The following is a 16,437-nucleotide window of genomic DNA, read 5'->3' on the forward strand; positions in this document are numbered from 1 at the left end:
GATCGCGCTGGCGGCTAATGGCTCGCGAACCGCACAGTGGAGGCATGACAGCCACCTTCACGCCCGAGATCACCGACGTCACCGCGGCGGCCGAGCGCATGCGCCCGCACGTCCGGCGCACGCCGCTGCTGCACGCGGAGATCGACGGCAGGCCGGTGGTGCTCAAGCTCGAGCACCTGCAGCGCACCGGCTCGTTCAAGCTGCGCGGCGCGCTCAACGCGCTGCTCGCCGGGGACCGGCCGGACGAGGTGGTGACCGCGTCGGGCGGCAACCACGGCATCGGCGTGGCGACCGCCGCGGCGATCCTCGGCCTGCCCGCCACGGTGTACGTGCCCACCCAGGTCCCCGAGGGCAAGGCGCGGCGCATCGAAGGCGCGGGCGCGCGCCTGGTCCGCGCGGGCGGCAGTTACGCCGAAGCCGCCGCGGCGGCGCGATCGGCCGCGGCCCGGCCGGGCGTTCGCTACCTCGAGGCGTACAACGACCCGGTGGTGATCGCGGGCCAGGGCACGGTCGCCGCCGAAATCGTCCAGGACACACCGGAGGTCGACTCGATCGTGGTCTCCGTGGGCGGGGGCGGCCTCGCGGCGGGCATCGCGCTGGGTGGTGCGGGCCGGCTGACGGTGGCCGTCGAGCCGGAGCGGTGCGCGTGCCTGCACCACGCGCTGGCCGCGGGTGAACCGGTGGACGCCGAGACGGTGTCCGTCGCGTCGTCGGCGCTTGGCGCCACCCGGGTGGGCGAAGTACCGTTCGGCGTGCTATCGAGCCGTCCGGTGCGCTCGCTGCTGGTGGCCGAGGACGACATCGTCGCCGCGCGCGACCGGCTGTGGGAGGAGTTCCGGCTGGCCGTCGAACCGGCGGCCGCGGTGCCGTTCGCCGCGTGGCTGAGCGGCCGGGTCCCCGGCGAGCGGCCGTGCGTGGTGCTCTGCGGCGCCAACGCGGAATGGACCCCGTGACCAGCGGAGGTTAGGGAACGGCGCGGGTTGGTACTCCGGGGGTTCGTGTTGCCGTTCCCAGGAGGCCCGGATGAACCCAGAGCCGCTCGCCGGGGAGTTCGCCGTGCTCACCCGGTCGCTGCTGACCGCGGCCAACATCGCCGACGTGCTCGGGCACGTCGCGGCGGCGGCCGAGCGGCTGGTTCCCGGCGTGGACGTGGTCAGCGTCAGCCTGCGTGACCAGGACGCCACGCTGTACACCCCGGTCGGCAGCACCCCGCTGGCGGACGAGCTGGACCGGCTGCAGAACCAGTTCCAGGAGGGACCGTGCTTCGACGCGGCACGCCCGGACGGCCCGGCCTCGGCGGTCAGCACCGACTTGGCGCGGGACGCGGACTGGCCGAAGTTCGGCCCGGCCTGCGGGGACCTCGGGCTCACTTCGGTGCTGTCCACCGCGCTGCTGCCCGATCCCGGCGATCTGGTGCGCACGCGGGGCGCGCTCAACGTGTACTCGCGCGGCCAGCTGGGGGAGGGCGCGGAGAACATCCTGCTGCTGCTGGCCACGCACGCCGCGCTCGCCCTGGCGCACACCCGCGCGGTCAGCCGGGAGGAACTGCAGCGGACGCAGCTCCAGCAGGCCATCGAAAGCCGGGACGTGATCGGGCAGGCCAAGGGCATCCTGATGGCGCGGCGCGGGCTGTCCGCGGACGAGGCGTTCGCGGTGCTGCGCCGGACCTCACAGGACCTCAACACCAAGCTGGCCGAACTCGCGCACACCCTCGCCACCCGGCACACCGAGCTGGACCTGCCCGACACGAGCCCGTGAGCAGTGTCAGTGCCGTGTCAGGGCCATGACACGGCAGCCGATGACAGTACTCACATGACCAGTTCAGCGATCGTGGCTTCGGGGCTGCGGAAGGCTTACAAGGACAAAACCGTGCTGGACGGCATCGATCTCGATGTGCGCGCCGGCACCATCTTCGCCCTGCTCGGCCCGAACGGCGCGGGGAAGACCACCACGGTGAACGTGCTGACCACGCTGATCGAAGCGGACGGCGGCACCGCACGGGTCGCGGGCCACGACCTCGCGTCCGAAACCAAGAAGGTGCGCGCGGCGATCGGCGTCACCGGTCAGTTCGCGTCGGTGGACGAACTGCTGACGGGCGAAGAAAACCTCCAGCTGATGGTGGACCTCAACCGCCGCGTCACCGGGAAGCGGATCGTGGCCGACCTGCTGGAGCGCTTCGACCTGACCGAGGCGGCCCGCAAGCCCGCGTCCACCTACTCCGGTGGCATGCGCCGGAAGCTCGACCTGGCGATGACGCTGGTCGGCGACCCCCGGATCATCTTCCTGGACGAGCCGACCACCGGGCTGGATACCCGCAGCCGCCGCACCATGTGGTCGATCATCCGCGAGCTGGTGGCCGGTGGCGTGACCGTCTTCCTGACCACCCAGTACCTCGAGGAAGCCGACCAGCTCGCCGACCGGATCGCGGTGCTGGACCAGGGCAAACTGGTGGCCGAGGGCACCCCGGACGAACTCAAGCGCCGGATTCCCGGCACGCACGTCCGGCTCCGGTTCACCACCACCGCCGAACTCGACGCGGCCGCCCGCGTGCTCTCCGACGGCACCCGCGACGAGGAAGCACTGACCCTGCGCGTTCCCAGCGACGGCGGCACGAAGTCGCTGCGGCACGTGCTGGACCGCCTCGACGAATACGCGCTCAGCGCCGAAACCTTCACCGTGCACACGCCCGATCTCGACGACGTCTTCCTCGCCCTCACGGGCCACGCCACGGAGGTGGCCGCGAAATGAACGCCCACGCGATAGTGATGCTGCGCCGCAACTTCCGGCACATCGCCAGGAACCCGACCTCGGTGTTCAACGCCGTGCTGATGCCGGTCGTGGTGATGCTGATGTTCGTCTACATGCTCGGTGACGCGTTCAGCGTCGGAGTGGACTATGTGGACTACGCGACTCCCGGCGTGCTCCTGATGGCCGTCTGTTATGGCCTGGGCGCGGTGGCCACCTCGGTGAACTCCGACCTGACCAAGGGCATCATCAACCGGTTCAAGGTGATGGACGTCTCCCGCGGTGCGGTGCTGACCGGGCACGTGGTCGCCAGCCTGCTGACCAACCTGATCGCCGTCGCGGTGGTGGTCGGGGTCGCCTTCCTGCTCGGGTTCAGCCCGGCGGCGGGCTTTCTCGACTGGCTCGGGGTGGTCGGCGTCGTTTCGCTGCTCGGTTTCGCGGCCGGCTGGTTCACCGTCGCACTCGGACTGGCGGCGAAGTCGCCGGAAACGGCGGGCCTGGCCTCGGTGCCGCTGGTCATGCTCCCGTTCTTCAGCAGTGCGATCGTGCCCGCCGAGAAGATGGGGCCCGGCCTCCGGGAGTTCGCGGAGTACCAGCCCTTCACGCCGATCATCGAAACCCTGCGCGGGCTGCTCGACGGCGCACCCGCCACCGGTGACGTGCTCGCCGCCCTCGCTTGGTGCACCGGGATCGCCGTCGCCGGTTACCTGTGGGCGTCGGCCACCTTCAAGAAGCGAGCGTGACGCCCGCCAGCTCCGCCCATTCGGCCCGCTGTCCCTCCTGGACCGCCTCGGTGTACTTCGGTGCACCGAGGCGGTCTTGCGTGGCCCGCTCGATCCGGGTCGCGTCCGGATGGGACCGGTCCAGCAACCCGAGCACGCCCGTGCTCGCCCCGAGCAGCCGGGCGGCCTGCTCGTACTCCTCGTTGCGCAGCGCCAAATCCGCGATCCCGACGAGCACGTGGGCGATGGTCAGCGGGTGCCCCGCCTCGGACGCCGCCCGGAGGGCCGCGGCGCGATGGGCGCGGGCCTCGTCGAGGTTGTCGGTGAGGTAGCTGCGCAGGTTTTCGAGCACCGCGACCACTCCGGGGCGTTCGGCATCCTCGCCCAGTGTCGCCGTCGCGATGCCGAGCTGCCGGTGCGATTGCTCAAGATCACCGCTCCAGCGCGCGAGTCCCGCCTTCGCCAGCGCCAGCTCGGTCAGCACGCTCGGCCAGGCCACCCGATCCGCGTACCGCTGCGCCGCGGCGATCGACGCCGCGCTCGATTCGCGGTCGTCCAGCAGCCAGTACAGCTGCGCCTGCCGGGCCCGCATCCACACCACGTCCTCGATGGCACCGACTTCGGTGACCACCGCGATCGCCTGCTCGTAGTGCCCGGCCGCGGCCGCGAAGTCCCCGCGCATGGCGATGCGGTTCGCCAGTTCGGTCTGGGCGAACGAAATGCCCCACCGCTCGCCGATCGCGCGGAACTCCGCGAGTGCCTTCTCCAGGTGCTCGTCGGCGGTGCGGTCGCCGTGGCCGTGCATCACCCGCATCTTGCCGAGCTGCAGGCGCCCGACGGCCCGTGCCCACGGGTCCTCGTCGTCGAGCAGCGGCTCGAACGCGGTCAGCGCGGCATCCGGCCCGTCCAGCAGGCGCTTCAGCGCCGGGGCGAACCGCAGTTCCAGCCGCGGTGACGGCACGCGCAGGCTGCTCTCGTAGGAGGTCTGGATCCATTCCACCGCCTGCTTTTCGTCGCTCTGCTGGCCGGAGGTGACGAACTGCACGGCGAACGAGCACACCACACCGCGGATCTCGTCGGACACCTCACCGGGCATCGCGCTGGCCGCCATGATCAGCTCGTGGCCCTCGGCCCGGCGCCCGGCCAGCCACCAGTACCAGCAGGCGCTCCCGGCGAGCCGCATCGCTCCTTCGGCTTCGCCCGCGGCGAGCGCACCACGCATGGCGGCGGCGATGTTGTCGTGTTCGGCTTCGAGCCGGGCAAGCCAGTCCAGTTGCTCGGCCCGGCGGAGGTGGGGCGCGGCGGTCTCGGCGAGTTCGGTGAAATGCGCCAGGTGCGCGTGACGCGCCGACTCCGCTTCGCCAGCTTCGATGAGCCGTTGTTCCGCGTATTCCTTGATGGTGCCGAGCATCCGGTAACGCGGCACGCCTTCGCCCTTGGTGACCACCAGTGACTTCTCGGTGAGCGCGGTCAGCAGTTCGAGTACTTCCCAGCCTTCGACGTCGTCACCCGCGCAGACCTGCTCGGCGGCGTCCAGGGTCGCGCCACCGGCGAACACCGAAAGCCGTCGCAGGACCGTTCGCTCGGCGTCGGAGAGCAGTTCCCAGCTCCAGTCGATCACGGCGCGCAGCGTCCGGTGCCGGGGCAGCGCGGTGCGGCTGCCGCCGGTCAGCAGGCGGAACCGGTCGTCGAGCCGGTCGGCCAGCTGCGCCAGCGACATGGTGCGCAACCGGGCCGCGGCCAGCTCGATGGCCAGCGGCATGCCGTCCAGCGACCGGCACACCCTGGCCAAAGTGGACAGTGTGCCCGCGTCCGTACCGAGGTCGGTGCGCACCGCGCCCGCGCGGTCCCGCAGCAGCCGGACGGCCGGTGCCGCCTCGATCTCGGCGGGGTCGGCGTGGTCTCCCGGCAGTACCAGGGGCGCCACCTGCCACAGCGCTTCACCGGTGATGCCGAGCGGTTCCCGGCTGGTGGTGAGGATCCGCAACCGGCGGCACTCGCCGAGCAGCCGGTGCGCGAAGGCGGCCGCGGCCTCGATCACGTGCTCGCAGTTGTCCAGGATCAGCACCATCGCCCGGTCGCGGAGCGCGGCGACCACGCGGTCCGCCGGCTCGGTGTCCGATGCTTCGCCGACCAGGGCGTCCCGCAGCTTGAGCGCGGCGAGCGTCGCCTGCGCCACGTCACCGCCGGGGCCGATGGCGGCGAGTTCGACCAGCCACGCGCCGTCCGGCAGGTCACCGAGCAGCGTGTGCGCGGTTTCCGCGGCCAGCCTGGTCTTGCCGGAGCCACCCGGCCCGATCAGCGTGGTGAGCCGGTGATCGCCGACGAGTTCGCGGACCGCGGCGATGTCGGCTTCCTTGCCGACGTAGCTGGTCAGCTCGGCACGCAGGTTGGTCTTCCGGGTTTCCTCCCGCCGTCCCAGCTCACCGCGCAGCAGTGCGACGTGCACCGCGGACAGCTCCGGTGACGGGTCGACGCCGAGTTCGTCGGCCAGGGTTTCCCTGGTGCGCTCGTAAACCCGCAGCGCCTCGGTGTCACGGCCGGTGGCGACGAGCGCGCGCATCAGCGCGGCGACGAGCCGTTCACGCACCGGATGCGCGGCCACGAGGTCGGTCAGCTCGGTGACCATCTCCGCTCCGTGACCGAGGGTCAGCTCCGCGTCGAACCGGTCCTCCAGCGCGGCCAGGCGCAGCACTTCGAGCCGGGTGACCGCCGCGTCGAAGGCCGCGCTCTCCGGCAGTCCGATGTCCTGCATGGCCGCGCCGCGCCACAGTTCGAGGCCTTCGCGCAGCCGCCGCGGGTCCTCCTGCTCGCGGGCCGCGCCGATGAGGCGTTCGAACCGCACGGCGTCCACGGCGTCGGGATCGACCCGCAGCCGGTAGCCGTCCGACCCGCCGTCGACCACCCCGTCCGGCAGGACCTTCCGCAGCCGGGAAACCAGGCGCTGCAAGGCGTTCGCCGCGTCGGCGGGTGGCTGCTCGCCCCAGATCCAGTCGATCAGCGTCGCCTTGGGCACGGTACGGCCGGGGTCGAGCGCGAGCGCGGCCAGCAGCCCGCGGAGCCGGGCGCCCGGCACCTCCGCGGGTTCGCCGTTGTCCCCCCGAACCTCGAACGGTCCCAGAATCCCGATCTGCACGCGGCCGAGTTAACCATGGGCCACGGTGTCAGGGCGGTGTCAGGCCGGTGTCAGCTCTCGCCGCGATCGTGGTCGTCACCAAGTACGGAAGGAAATCCGATGACCGAGACCACCATCCCGCAGGGCCTGCCCATGGACCGCGACGCCGGCCCGTTCGACCCGCCGAGCGCGATCACGCGGCTGCGCGAGACCCGGCCGGTCAGCCCGCTGGCCTTCCCGGACGGGCACCAGGGCTGGCTGGTCACCGGGTACGAAGCGGTCCGGCGGCTGATGGCCGACACCCGGTTCAGCTCGCGCCAGGACATCGGCATCGTCCACGTGCCCTACGAGGTCGAGGGCATGCCCGCGCCGACCGAGCCGTCACCGCCGATGCCGGGCGTGTTCATCGCGATGGACCCGCCGGAGCACGGCAGGCTGCGCAAGCGGCTGACCGGCGCGTTCACCGTCAAGCGCATGAAGCAGCTCGAGGAGCAGATCATCGAGATCACCGAGCGGCAGCTGGACCACCTGGCCACGCTCGCCCCGCCGGTGGACCTGGTCGCCGAGTTCGCGCTGCCGGTGCCGTCGCTGGTGATCTGCGAACTGCTCGGCGTGCCCTACGCCGACCGGGAGACCTTCCAGGCCAACTCCGCGCAGTTCCTGGTCAAGGACCAGACGCTGGAGGAGAAGATGGGCGCGCTCGGCGCGATGATGGGGTACCTGACCGAGCTGGTCACCCGCAAGCGCGCCGAGCCGGGGGAGGACATCCTGTCCGACCTGGCCCGGCACGAGGACCTGACCGTCGAGGAGCTGACCGGTGCCGCGTTCCTGATGCTGCTGGCCGGGCACGAGACCACCGCCAACATGCTGGCGCTGGGCACGTTCGCGCTGCTGGAGCACCCGGAGCAGCTGGCCGAGCTGCGCGCGAACCCGGAGCTGACGCCGGGTGCGGTCGAGGAGCTGATGCGGTACCTGTCGGTCGCCGACATCTTCTACCGCTACGCCACCGAGGACATCGAACTCTGCGGGGAGACCATTCCCGAGGGCTCGACCGTGGTGATCTCGCTGCTGGCCGCCAACCGCGACCCCGAGCGGTTCGAGAACCCCGACCAGCTGGACATCCACCGCACGGCGCGCGGGCACACGGCCTTCGGGCACGGCGTGCACCAGTGCCTCGGCCAGCAACTGGCCCGCATCGAAATGCGCGCCGGCTTCGACGGCCTGCTGCGCCGCTTCCCCAGCCTGCGGCTGGCCGTTCCCGCGGGCGACGTGAGGCTCCGGACCGACATGAACGTCTACGGCGTGCACGAACTGCCGGTCACCTGGACGGCGTGAGGCCGGGCAGTGCCCGGGGATCGCGAGTCAGGCGATCCCCGGGCCGCACTTGAAAGGCCGCACGAAGCCTAGAGAACACTCATCGGCCGCCTCGTGTCTCCCGATTCCACCCGGCAGTCACAGCGGAGGATGGCCATCGTCCATTTTCCCTCGCCCTTGCGCACGTAGCATTCAAAGCGAATGCTGCCCGGAATGTACTGGGGGCTCGAAGGATTGGTGACGGAGTTGCCGCGGGCGACACAGCTGGCATTCGAAAGGAAGTAGTTCTCGTAGTACTCCTCCCAGTACGCTCCCTGCTGGATTGGTGCTTGTACCGTTGCTGCCGAGGATTCGACGGCGGCGGCCTGCGTCGCCGTTACCGCGCCGAAGCCGAGGAGCGCGGCACAGATCGCCCCACCCGCGGCGAATTTCGCGAACTTCATCACGAACTCCCTTCACGCTTTACCGACGTAGCTGTTGTCGACGCGTTGAAAGTAGCCGCAGGCGGTGGGGACCGGTCCCCGTTTGCTATTTCCGGATATGTCGATTGTGCTGCCGGGCGTTCATCGACGCCCCGGTGGGGTCACGCGGTGTTGTCATCGGTGCGGCGGTCCAGTTCGGCGCGCAGGGCGCCGATTTCTTCGTGCGCCGCGCTCAGTTCGTCTTCCAGGCCGGCGATGCGCGCCGCGGCCTGCAGGGTGTGGCCCTGGTCGAACAGCTCCCGCAGCCGCGCGGCCTGTTCCAGCTGGCGCCGCGAGTACCGCCGGTGTCCGCCCGCCGACCGCTCGGGGCGCACCACGGCGGCGGTGTCGAGGCTGCGGAGGAAGGCGATCTGCACGCCGAGCAGCTCCGCGGCCTGTCCCGTGGTGAACGCGGGGTAGTCCTGGTCGTCGAGCCTGCCCAGATCCGGCACAGGTCCTCCTTCCGCAGTAGTCCACCCACCTTAGGTTCAGCTGCCAGTTGACACAACCTACAGTCCGCGCTACATATTTTGACGTGACCGCTACCAGGTCATGGTAGTCCCGGGAACAGAAAACTTGAGTCGTGCGTTAGCAAGAGTGCAACCGCCTCCCACCGGGGGGCGCCCGAGAGGAGGAGGACCTCATGATGTTGATGCGTACCGACCCGTTCCGTGAGTTCGACCGGCTGACCCAGCAGTTCTTCGGCACCCACGGCACCACCACCCGCCCGGCGGCGATGCCGATGGACGCCTATCGCGACGGCGACGACTACGTCGTGCGGTTCGACCTGCCCGGGGTCAGCGCCGAGTCGATCGACCTGGACGTGGAGCGCAACGTGCTGACGGTGCGGGCCGAGCGCCAGGCCGAGTTCGGTGACGACGTGGAGGTCAGCGTGTCCGAGCGGCCGCGCGGGGTGTTCAGCAGGCAGCTGTTCCTCGGCGACACCCTCGACACCGACCGCATCGAGGCCGCCTACGACAGCGGGGTGCTGACCCTGCGCATCCCGATCACCGAGCGGGCCAAGCCGCGCAAGATCGCCATCGGCTCGCGTGACGAGGCCAAGCAGATCAACGCCTGACCCGTACCCAGCCAGCTGTCCACACCGCCCCGGCCGCCCGCGCGGCCGGGGCCGCCGTTCCCCGGACCCCGCCCATGTTCCATTCCACGTTGTTCGGTTACGACCGGACCGAAGTCGACGACCACCTGAGACAGGCCGAGCTGGCCCACGCGCGGCTCGCGGACGAGCACGACGCGCTCGGCGCCCGCTGCCGCGAACTCGAACGCCGCCTGGTGGCGGCCCACGACCAGAACGCCGAGCTGCGCGAGCGGATCGACCTGCTGCGCCGCGAGCCGGTCGATGCGGCGGCCCTGCAGGAGCGGTTGCGCGGCATGCTCGACGTCGCGCGCGAGGAAGCCGCCGAGCACCTGGCCGCCGCGCGAGCGCAGGCCGCCGCCGAACTCGAGCAGGCCCGCCGCGAAGTGGCCGCCCTCAACCACCAGCGCGACCGCCTGCGCGACCAGCTCTCCCAGGTCGGCGACCTGCTGGACGACCTCGAAGCCGCCGTTGGTGAGGAAGACACCAGCGAGCAGCCTCCGCGGCTCGTCGCGGCGTAAATCGTGTTCCCCCTTCGCGCGCCTGCTGGAAGGATGTCGGCGGGCGAGGGGGGAACATGGAGTTCAGCGAAAACCAGCTTCAGGACGCGATCGTCCGCGCGAGACAAGGCGGGCCGTCTTTCCTCCTGTTGCTGATCGAGGGCCTGCGCAGCGCCCGGGACGCGGAACGGCTGAGCCAGGCCATGCTCGCGGCCGGGCCCCGGCTTTGGCTCGAACTGGACGTGTTCGTGCGCCGGGACTACCGGTGCCACCAGCGGAAACCGGTGCCGTATCGGGCGCTGGAGCTGCTGCTCGACGCCTGCCGCGCGAGCGGGTACGTGCGGGAAGCCGCCGTGGCCGCTATGTCCGAAGTGGACGACCCGGTGGTGCTGCCGGTGCTGGCGCTGCGCACGGCGGACTGGGTGCCGCAGGTCCGCGACCGCGCCCGGCGGCTCTGCCGCCAGCACTTCGACGACGCGCCGGCGCGGGTCATCACCCTCCTGGCGCCGATCGCGTATGCCGTGCGGGCCCGGCGGAACGGGGACTGGCTCGCCAATGCGGTGGACGAGCTGCTCCGCGACGGCCCACCCGAAGCCTTGACCGCCGCGCTCTCCGCCGAGGACCGCGAAATCCGGCGCAGCGCCTACGAGATCGGCGTGGCCGCGGGCCGGATCGACGCCGACCGGCTGGTGCACGCGGCGCTGACCGATCCCGACCTGCCCACCCGGCTCCGGTGCGCCAAGGCGGCGATCCGCACGGGCAACGCGGAGGTCCCGCACCTGCTGCTCGCCAGCGGCACCGCCGGGGTCCGCGCCGAGGCGGTGAAAGCCTTGGACGAGCCCGAATCGGCGTTCAGCGCGTTGTCCGACCGCAGTGCGGTCGTCAGGGCTGTCGCACAGCAGATTGTGCGGCGCCACGGGATCGATCCGGCGGCGCGTTACCGCGAACTGCTGGCCGCGCACCAGCCGCCGGGGCCAGCCGTGCTCGCCGGGCTGGGCGAGACCGGCACCGAGTCCGACGGCGACCTGCTCCGGCCGTGGCTGACGCACCCGACCGCACGCGGCCGGGCCGAAACGATCCGCGCGCTGCGGCGGCTGGGCTGCTCCGCGCCCCTGCTGCCGTTGCTCACCGACGCGTCTTCCACGGTGACCCGCCAGGTGACGCTTTCGCTGCGTCAGGAGGCGCTCGACGAGCAGGTGCTGTGGCCGGTCCTGTGGGGCCCGCATCCGCCGCACGTCCGCCGGGCGGTCCTCCGCCTGCTCCGCGCGCACAGCACCTGGACCAGGATCACGGCTGACCTCCGGATGCTGCGCGACGCGGACCCGGACCTGTGCACGCAGGCGCGCGCCGACCTCGACGCCTGGCTGGCGCGTGAGGCGGCGACCAGCTACACCACACCACAGGGCGCCCAGGCGGACGCGCTTTCCACGTTGCTCCGCGAAAACGAAGTCGCGCTGGGTGCCGACCGGATGCGGTTGCTGCGCTTCCACCTCGGCCTGCCCGGCTGAGCGGTTCGCGCTGCGGGCTCGGCCCACCCCTCTCCAGAGCCGAGACCGCCGCGCGTGCCCACTGTGCCCGGACGGTCGTGTGCAAAACTTGTGCGTTTGTTGTTTCGCCTGGTCAGCGCGTGCCCCGGGGTGGCTTGTACCCTGCGGCTGGCCGGCGCACTCGTCGCGAAGGGGGATCATGGCCGTCGAATTCGAGGTACTCGGAGAACTCCGGGTGCGCGTCGATGGCCGTGCCGTGGAACTGGGGCCGGTCAAGCGCCAGTGCGTGCTCGCGGCGCTGCTGCTCGACGCCAACCGGACCGTGCCGCTCGACCGGATCGCGGATCGCGTGTGGGGCGAGCGGCCGCCGCATCGCGTGCTCGGCACGCTCCGGAGCTATCTGTCGAGATTGCGCCAGGTGCTCGGCCACGAATCGATCGAGCGCGGCCCGCTCGGTTACCGGCTCGTTGTCGAACCGGGGCGGCTCGACCTCGACCGGTACCGGGAAGCCGTCGCGTCGGGCGACTACCCCGCGGCCTTCGCGCTCTGGCGGGGCGAGCCGTTCGCCGGGTTGCACACCGCGTGGCTGGACACGGCTCGGCAGGCGCTGCTGGACGAGCACTTCGCGGCCCGGCTCGACCACCACGACGCCGCGTTGGCGGCGGGCGCGCACGCGGCAATCCTGCCCGGACTGGCCGAACTGGGCGAGGAGCACCCGTTCAACGAGCGCCTGCACGGGCAGCTGCTGCTCGCGCTGTCCCGCGACGGACGGCAAGCCGAAGCGCTCGAGCACTACGAGACCGTGCGGCGGCGGCTCGCCGAAGCACTGGGGGCCGACCCTGGCCCCGAACTACGGGAGATCCACCAGAACCTGCTAGGCGGCACCGGCGTTGTCCGTCCTCAATGGACCATTCCGAGGCAGCTGCCGCCGGACATCCGCGGGTTCGTCGGCCGCGAACCCGCGCTGGCGGCACTGCTCGACGGGCTCGAGGCCGATTCGCCGGGGCCACTGGTCATCTCGGCCGTCGACGGCAGTGGCGGGATCGGGAAAACCACGCTCGCGGTGCGCTGGGCGCATTCGGTCAAGCACCTGTTCCCGGACGGCCAGCTCTACCTGAACCTGCGAGGTTACGGCCCCGGCGAGCCGCTCAGCCCGCACGACGCCCTCGAATCGCTGCTCGCCGGGCTCGGCGTGGCGCCGGACCGGATCCCGCCGGGCCTGCCCGAGCGGACCGCGCTGCTGCGCAGCCGGCTCGACGGACAGCGGATGCTGGTGCTGCTGGACAACGCCAGGGACAGCGAGCAGGTCCGCCCGCTGCTGCCCGGCGCCGACGCGCTCGTCCTGATCACCAGCCGGGCCCGGCTGCGCGGGCTGGCCGTCCGTGAAGGCGCCCGGCTGCTGACGCTGGGCCTGCTGTCCACGGAAGAGGCGCTGACGCTGCTGGGCACGGTGATCGGCGCGGAGCGCGTCGAGCGCGAGCGCGCCGCGGCCATCGAGCTGGTCGAGCTGTGCGCCCGGTTGCCGCTGGCCGTCCGGCTCGCCGCTGAGCACGCCGCGTCGAACGCCAGCCTGCCGCTCGACCACTGGGTGGGTGAGCTGCACGCGCGGCCGGACCGGTTGCGCGCGCTGTCGCTCGACGAGGACGTGACCACGGACCTCCGCGCGGTCTTCGCCTGGTCGCTGGACGCGCTGGAGCCCGAGGCGGCGAGGGTGTTCGCCCTGCTGGGCCTGCACCCCGGCAACAACTTCAGCGCCGCGGCCGTGGCCGCGCTGGCCGGGGTCCCGGTGGCGGACGTGGTTCCGGTGCTGCGGCGGCTGGTCACCGCGAGCCTGCTGGAGCAGCGCGGTGACCGGTACGAGCTGCACGACCTGCTGCGGGAGTTCGCGCGGCACGAGGTCGTGCGCGACCCGCGAGAGGAGCAGGCCGCCAGGGAACGGCTGATGGCCTGGTACCTCCACACCGCGCACCGCGGGACCGAGCGGCTGACCACCGCGTACCGGCTGCCGGTCGAACCGCCCCCGCCCGGGATCACGGCGCTGGAGTTCGCCGATCGCCGCGCGGCGGTCGAGTGGTTCGACGCCGAGCGCGACACGGTGCTGAAGCTGGTCCTGGGCGCGGGTGAGTCCGGCCTGCGCCGCGACGCGATCCTGCTCGCCCAGTGCTCGTGGCAGTACTTCCTGCTCCGCGGCAGCCACCGCTCTCTCATGACGGCGTACGAAGCCGCGCTGGCCTACGCGGTCGAGCTGGGCGACGAGTACCTGGAAGCCCGGTGCTGCAACGGGTTGACCCTGCCGTACGGCTATCTCAAGAGCATCGACGACGAACTCGCCATGGGCCTGCGTGCCTCGCGGCTGGCCGCGAAACTGGGTGATGTACGGCTGCAGGCGACCTCGCAGCTGAACCTCAGCTCGATCTACAACCGCGCCGGACGCCACGAGGACGCCCGCGAGTCGGCGGTGCGAGCCAGGGAAGTCAGCCTCGGCGGCGGCGACCGCGCCACCGCGGCGATGGCGCTGAACAACCACGCCGACGCGCTCATCGGGCTCGGCCGGTACGCCGAAGCGCTGACCGCGGCCGAGCAGGCGGTGGCCGAATTCCGGGCGCACGGCGAGGTTTCGCGGCTCGTGGCCGGCCTGGAGACGGTCGCCGCCGTGCACGCCGCCAGCGGTGACCACCGGGCCGCGATCACCGCCTACCGCGCCGCGCTGGAGTCCACTGAGGACACCCAGGCCACGGCTCGCGCGGTGGCGCTGCGCATCGAACTCGGCCGCCAGCTGGCCGCGGCGGGCGACCGCGACGCGGCCGTGGCGACCTGGCGGCAGGCACACGAACTCGCGATCCAGCGCCAGGACCCGCTCGTCACCGAACTGGAAGCGCTGCTGGCACCGGCCTAACCGCCGACGTGGATGCCGGGCCGGCGGGCCGGGTCGGCGTCGTGCTGGCGAAGGATTTCCCGCACCACCGGCGGGGTGTCGCCCTGGCCGAGGATGAGGTAGCGGAACAGGTGGGTCAGCGGACTGCCCTCCGACCACTCGAAGTAGCAGTGCGGGCGGACACCGGTGGTGTCGCGCAGGGCGAGCAGGATGGTGGCGATCGCGTTCGGCGCCGCCGGGCTCTCGGCACGCAGGACGCGGTGGCCGTCGATCTCCACGCCCCGCACCCGGAGCACGTCGCTGAACTCGGACGGGTCGATCACGTCGATCTCCAGGAACAACACGTCGGCCGAGCCGGGGACCGGGTTGATCCCGCGTTGCTCACCCTCCTTGGCGCGGTACTCGGCGGCGTCCCCGGCCTGGCGCTTGTTGGCGATGATGTCGAGCGCGCCGTCGAAGGCCAGCGAGTCGGTGACGAACCGGCGGGCCGCCTCGTCGAACTCGATCCGGTCGGCCCGCAGCTCGGTGGTGCGGGTGACGCGGGAGATCAGCGAGATGACGATGATGCCGCCGATGAAGGCCGCGGAGATCACGATGCCGTCCGGCTTCTCGATGATGTTCGCGCCCAGCGCGTAGAGCAGCACGAGGGTCAGCACGGCGAACCCCGCGCACGCCTTCGCCTGGCGCTTCCGCGCCGCGGAGATGGTGACCGCGACCGCGCCGGAGACCATCATCGCCAGTATCCCGGTGGCGTAGGCCCCGGCCTGCGCGTTGACGTCGGCCCCGAACACGATCGTGATCAGCACGCTGATCAGCGTGTAGACCAGCACTACCGGCCGGACCGCGCGGCCCCACTCGGGCGCCATGCCGTAGGCGGGCAGGTACCGCGGCACGATGTTGATCAGCCCGGCCATCGCCGACGCGCCGGCGAACCACAGGATGAGCACGCTGCTGATGTCGTAGGCGGTGCCGAAGAAACCGCCGAGGTACTCGTGCGCCAGGTAGGCCAGCGCGCGGCCGTTGGCCTCACCGCCCTCGGCGAACTTCTCCGGCGGGATCAGCACGGTGGTGATGAAGCTGGTGCTGATCAGGTAGACCGACATGATCAACGCGGCCGCGGTGAGCAGCCGCCGGGTGTTGCGGACCCGCGCCTCGAGCCGCTCCTCCGGCGTTTTCCCCTTCGCGGCGACCAGCGGCATCATGCTGACCCCGGTCTCGAAGCCGGACAGGCCCAGCACGAGCAGCGGGAAGGCGATGATCGCGGGCCCGACGATGTCGCCGATCCCGCCACCGGCGGTCAGCGCGTCGGTCCAGCGGCCCAGTGCCTCGGGATGGGCGAACAGTTCGACCACGCCCGCGCCGACCACCACGGCGTTGAGCAGCAGGAAAACCGCGACCAGCGGGATCGCCACGCCGACCGCCTCGCTGAAGCCGAGCAGGAACACCCCGCCCAGCACCAGCAGCAGGAGCACGGTGATCAGCACCGCCTGCCCGTGCAGGAAGCCGGGCACCGCCGGGTTCTCCAGCAGGTGCACGGTGGCGTCGGCGGAGGACAGGGTGATCGTGATGATCCACGAGGTGGCCACGAAACCCAGTAGCGCCAGCACAAAAAGCTTGCCGCGCCAGAACGGCAGCAGGTCCTCCAGCATGGCCACCGAGCCCTGCCCGTGCGGGCTCTCCCTGGCCACCCGCCAGTACATCGGCAGCATGCCGAGCAGGGTCAGCGCCACGATGAGCAGCGTGGCCAGCGGGGACAGCGCCCCGGCGGCGAGCGCGGCGATGCCGGGCAGGTAGGACAGCGTGGAGAAGTAGTCCACGCCGGTCAGGCACATCACCTTCCACCAGGACTGCGGCCGGCCGTGGCCCTCGCTCTCCGGGCCGACCGGCGGCACGCGGTGTGCCAGCAGCCAGCGCGCCGCCCGCCCGGCCGGTGGCGCCGCCCGCACCGGGCTGTCCACCGATTCCGGCACGGCCAACTCGTCCGTGCTGCTCACGCTGCCTCCCCGACGATGGTGCTGCTTCCCGAGTCGATCGCCTTTGTCCAGGAAACCGACGGAAAACGCGCGGCGAAGCCGGATACTTTTACGGCATATTGACGGGGATGGCCGGGGAAACGCGGCGATCC

13 protein-coding genes are annotated in these 16,437 nt (G+C 71.5%); 9 read left to right on the plus strand and 4 right to left on the minus strand.

All coding sequences use genetic code 11. The features are described 5' to 3' along the window. The first annotated feature begins 44 nt into the window (after positions 1 to 44). The 4 genes from A4R43_RS03415 (at position 45) to A4R43_RS03430 (ending at position 3,488) form a co-directional block, all read left to right on the plus strand. Positions 45 to 953 carry a serine/threonine dehydratase gene (locus A4R43_RS03415; RefSeq protein WP_113690941.1) on the plus strand — a complete coding sequence of 303 codons (909 nt, stop codon included), beginning with the start codon at positions 45 to 47 and terminating at the stop codon, positions 951 to 953. Positions 954 to 1,023: 70 nt separating this feature from the next. Then, positions 1,024 to 1,758: an ANTAR domain-containing protein gene (locus A4R43_RS03420; protein ID WP_113690942.1), complete on the plus strand. Its 735-nt coding sequence runs from the start codon at positions 1,024 to 1,026 to the stop codon at positions 1,756 to 1,758. Positions 1,759 to 1,812: 54 nt separating this feature from the next. Beyond that, positions 1,813 to 2,748 (plus strand): ATP-binding cassette domain-containing protein, encoded by a 936-nt coding sequence (locus A4R43_RS03425; RefSeq protein ID WP_113690943.1) that lies wholly within the window; start codon positions 1,813 to 1,815, stop codon positions 2,746 to 2,748. After that, complete coding sequence (locus tag A4R43_RS03430; protein ID WP_113690944.1) at positions 2,745 to 3,488, plus strand: ABC transporter permease; 744 nt, start codon at positions 2,745 to 2,747, stop codon at positions 3,486 to 3,488. The genes A4R43_RS03425 and A4R43_RS03430 overlap by 4 nt, the downstream gene beginning before the upstream one ends. Here the strand turns inward: A4R43_RS03430 and A4R43_RS03435 are convergent. Then, a complete protein-coding gene (locus tag A4R43_RS03435) occupies positions 3,472 to 6,603 on the minus strand; it encodes a BTAD domain-containing putative transcriptional regulator (RefSeq protein WP_113690945.1) in 3,132 nt (1,043 codons plus the stop codon). The genes A4R43_RS03430 and A4R43_RS03435 overlap by 17 nt on opposite strands. 99 nt (positions 6,604 to 6,702) lie before the next feature. On the opposite strand from A4R43_RS03435, the gene A4R43_RS03440 reads away from it, so the two are divergent. After that, positions 6,703 to 7,917 carry a cytochrome P450 gene (locus tag A4R43_RS03440; RefSeq protein ID WP_113690946.1) on the plus strand — a complete coding sequence of 405 codons (1,215 nt, stop codon included), beginning with the start codon at positions 6,703 to 6,705 and terminating at the stop codon, positions 7,915 to 7,917. 68 nt (positions 7,918 to 7,985) lie between these two features. Here the strand turns inward: A4R43_RS03440 and A4R43_RS03445 are convergent, their stop codons facing one another. Both A4R43_RS03445 and A4R43_RS03450 read right to left on the minus strand, forming a co-directional pair. Next, positions 7,986 to 8,339: a hypothetical protein gene (locus A4R43_RS03445; RefSeq protein ID WP_113690947.1), complete on the minus strand. Its 354-nt coding sequence runs from the start codon at positions 8,337 to 8,339 to the stop codon at positions 7,986 to 7,988. A gap of 140 nt (positions 8,340 to 8,479) precedes the next feature. Further along, positions 8,480 to 8,809, minus strand: a complete 330-nt coding sequence (locus A4R43_RS03450) for a MerR family transcriptional regulator (RefSeq protein WP_113690948.1) — start codon at positions 8,807 to 8,809, stop codon at positions 8,480 to 8,482. 194 nt (positions 8,810 to 9,003) lie between these two features. On the opposite strand from A4R43_RS03450, the gene A4R43_RS03455 reads away from it, so the two are divergent. From A4R43_RS03455 to A4R43_RS03470, 4 genes are all read left to right on the plus strand, one after another. After that, complete coding sequence (locus A4R43_RS03455) at positions 9,004 to 9,435, plus strand: Hsp20/alpha crystallin family protein (RefSeq protein ID WP_113697320.1); 432 nt, start codon at positions 9,004 to 9,006, stop codon at positions 9,433 to 9,435. A 74-nt stretch (positions 9,436 to 9,509) separates the two neighbouring features. Further along, complete coding sequence (locus A4R43_RS03460; protein WP_113690949.1) at positions 9,510 to 9,971, plus strand: DivIVA domain-containing protein; 462 nt, start codon at positions 9,510 to 9,512, stop codon at positions 9,969 to 9,971. Between the two features lie 56 nt (positions 9,972 to 10,027). Beyond that, positions 10,028 to 11,458: a hypothetical protein gene (locus A4R43_RS03465; RefSeq protein ID WP_113690950.1), complete on the plus strand. Its 1,431-nt coding sequence runs from the start codon at positions 10,028 to 10,030 to the stop codon at positions 11,456 to 11,458. 178 nt (positions 11,459 to 11,636) lie between these two features. Then, on the plus strand, positions 11,637 to 14,333 hold the full coding sequence (locus tag A4R43_RS03470; RefSeq protein WP_113690951.1) for an AfsR/SARP family transcriptional regulator: 2,697 nt from the start codon (positions 11,637 to 11,639) through the stop codon (positions 14,331 to 14,333). Here A4R43_RS03470 and A4R43_RS03475 read toward each other — a convergent pair. Then, on the minus strand, positions 14,330 to 16,144 hold the full coding sequence (locus A4R43_RS03475) for an amino acid transporter (RefSeq protein ID WP_418190867.1): 1,815 nt from the start codon (positions 16,142 to 16,144) through the stop codon (positions 14,330 to 14,332). The two genes, A4R43_RS03470 and A4R43_RS03475, sit on opposite strands and share 4 nt — an antisense overlap. Positions 16,145 to 16,437: the final 293 nt, after the last annotated feature.

Source organism: Amycolatopsis albispora (assembly GCF_003312875.1).
In the GTDB taxonomy this organism is placed as follows: domain Bacteria; phylum Actinomycetota; class Actinomycetes; order Mycobacteriales; family Pseudonocardiaceae; genus Amycolatopsis; species Amycolatopsis albispora.

Coding starts and splice junctions, on each gene's coding strand:
- A4R43_RS03420 (WP_113690942.1), top strand. CDS start 1,024: ATGAACCCAGAGCCGCTCGCCGGGGAGTTCGCCGTGCTCACCCGGTCG.
- A4R43_RS03465 (WP_113690950.1), top strand. CDS start 10,028: ATGGAGTTCAGCGAAAACCAGCTTCAGGACGCGATCGTCCGCGCGAGA.
- A4R43_RS03445 (WP_113690947.1), bottom strand. CDS start 8,339: ATGAAGTTCGCGAAATTCGCCGCGGGTGGGGCGATCTGTGCCGCGCTC.
- A4R43_RS03440 (WP_113690946.1), top strand. CDS start 6,703: ATGACCGAGACCACCATCCCGCAGGGCCTGCCCATGGACCGCGACGCC.
- A4R43_RS03470 (WP_113690951.1), top strand. CDS start 11,637: ATGGCCGTCGAATTCGAGGTACTCGGAGAACTCCGGGTGCGCGTCGAT.
- A4R43_RS03425 (WP_113690943.1), top strand. CDS start 1,813: ATGACCAGTTCAGCGATCGTGGCTTCGGGGCTGCGGAAGGCTTACAAG.
- A4R43_RS03475 (WP_418190867.1), bottom strand. CDS start 16,144: ATGTGCCTGACCGGCGTGGACTACTTCTCCACGCTGTCCTACCTGCCC.
- A4R43_RS03430 (WP_113690944.1), top strand. CDS start 2,745: ATGAACGCCCACGCGATAGTGATGCTGCGCCGCAACTTCCGGCACATC.
- A4R43_RS03455 (WP_113697320.1), top strand. CDS start 9,004: ATGTTGATGCGTACCGACCCGTTCCGTGAGTTCGACCGGCTGACCCAG.
- A4R43_RS03415 (WP_113690941.1), top strand. CDS start 45: ATGACAGCCACCTTCACGCCCGAGATCACCGACGTCACCGCGGCGGCC.
- A4R43_RS03460 (WP_113690949.1), top strand. CDS start 9,510: ATGTTCCATTCCACGTTGTTCGGTTACGACCGGACCGAAGTCGACGAC.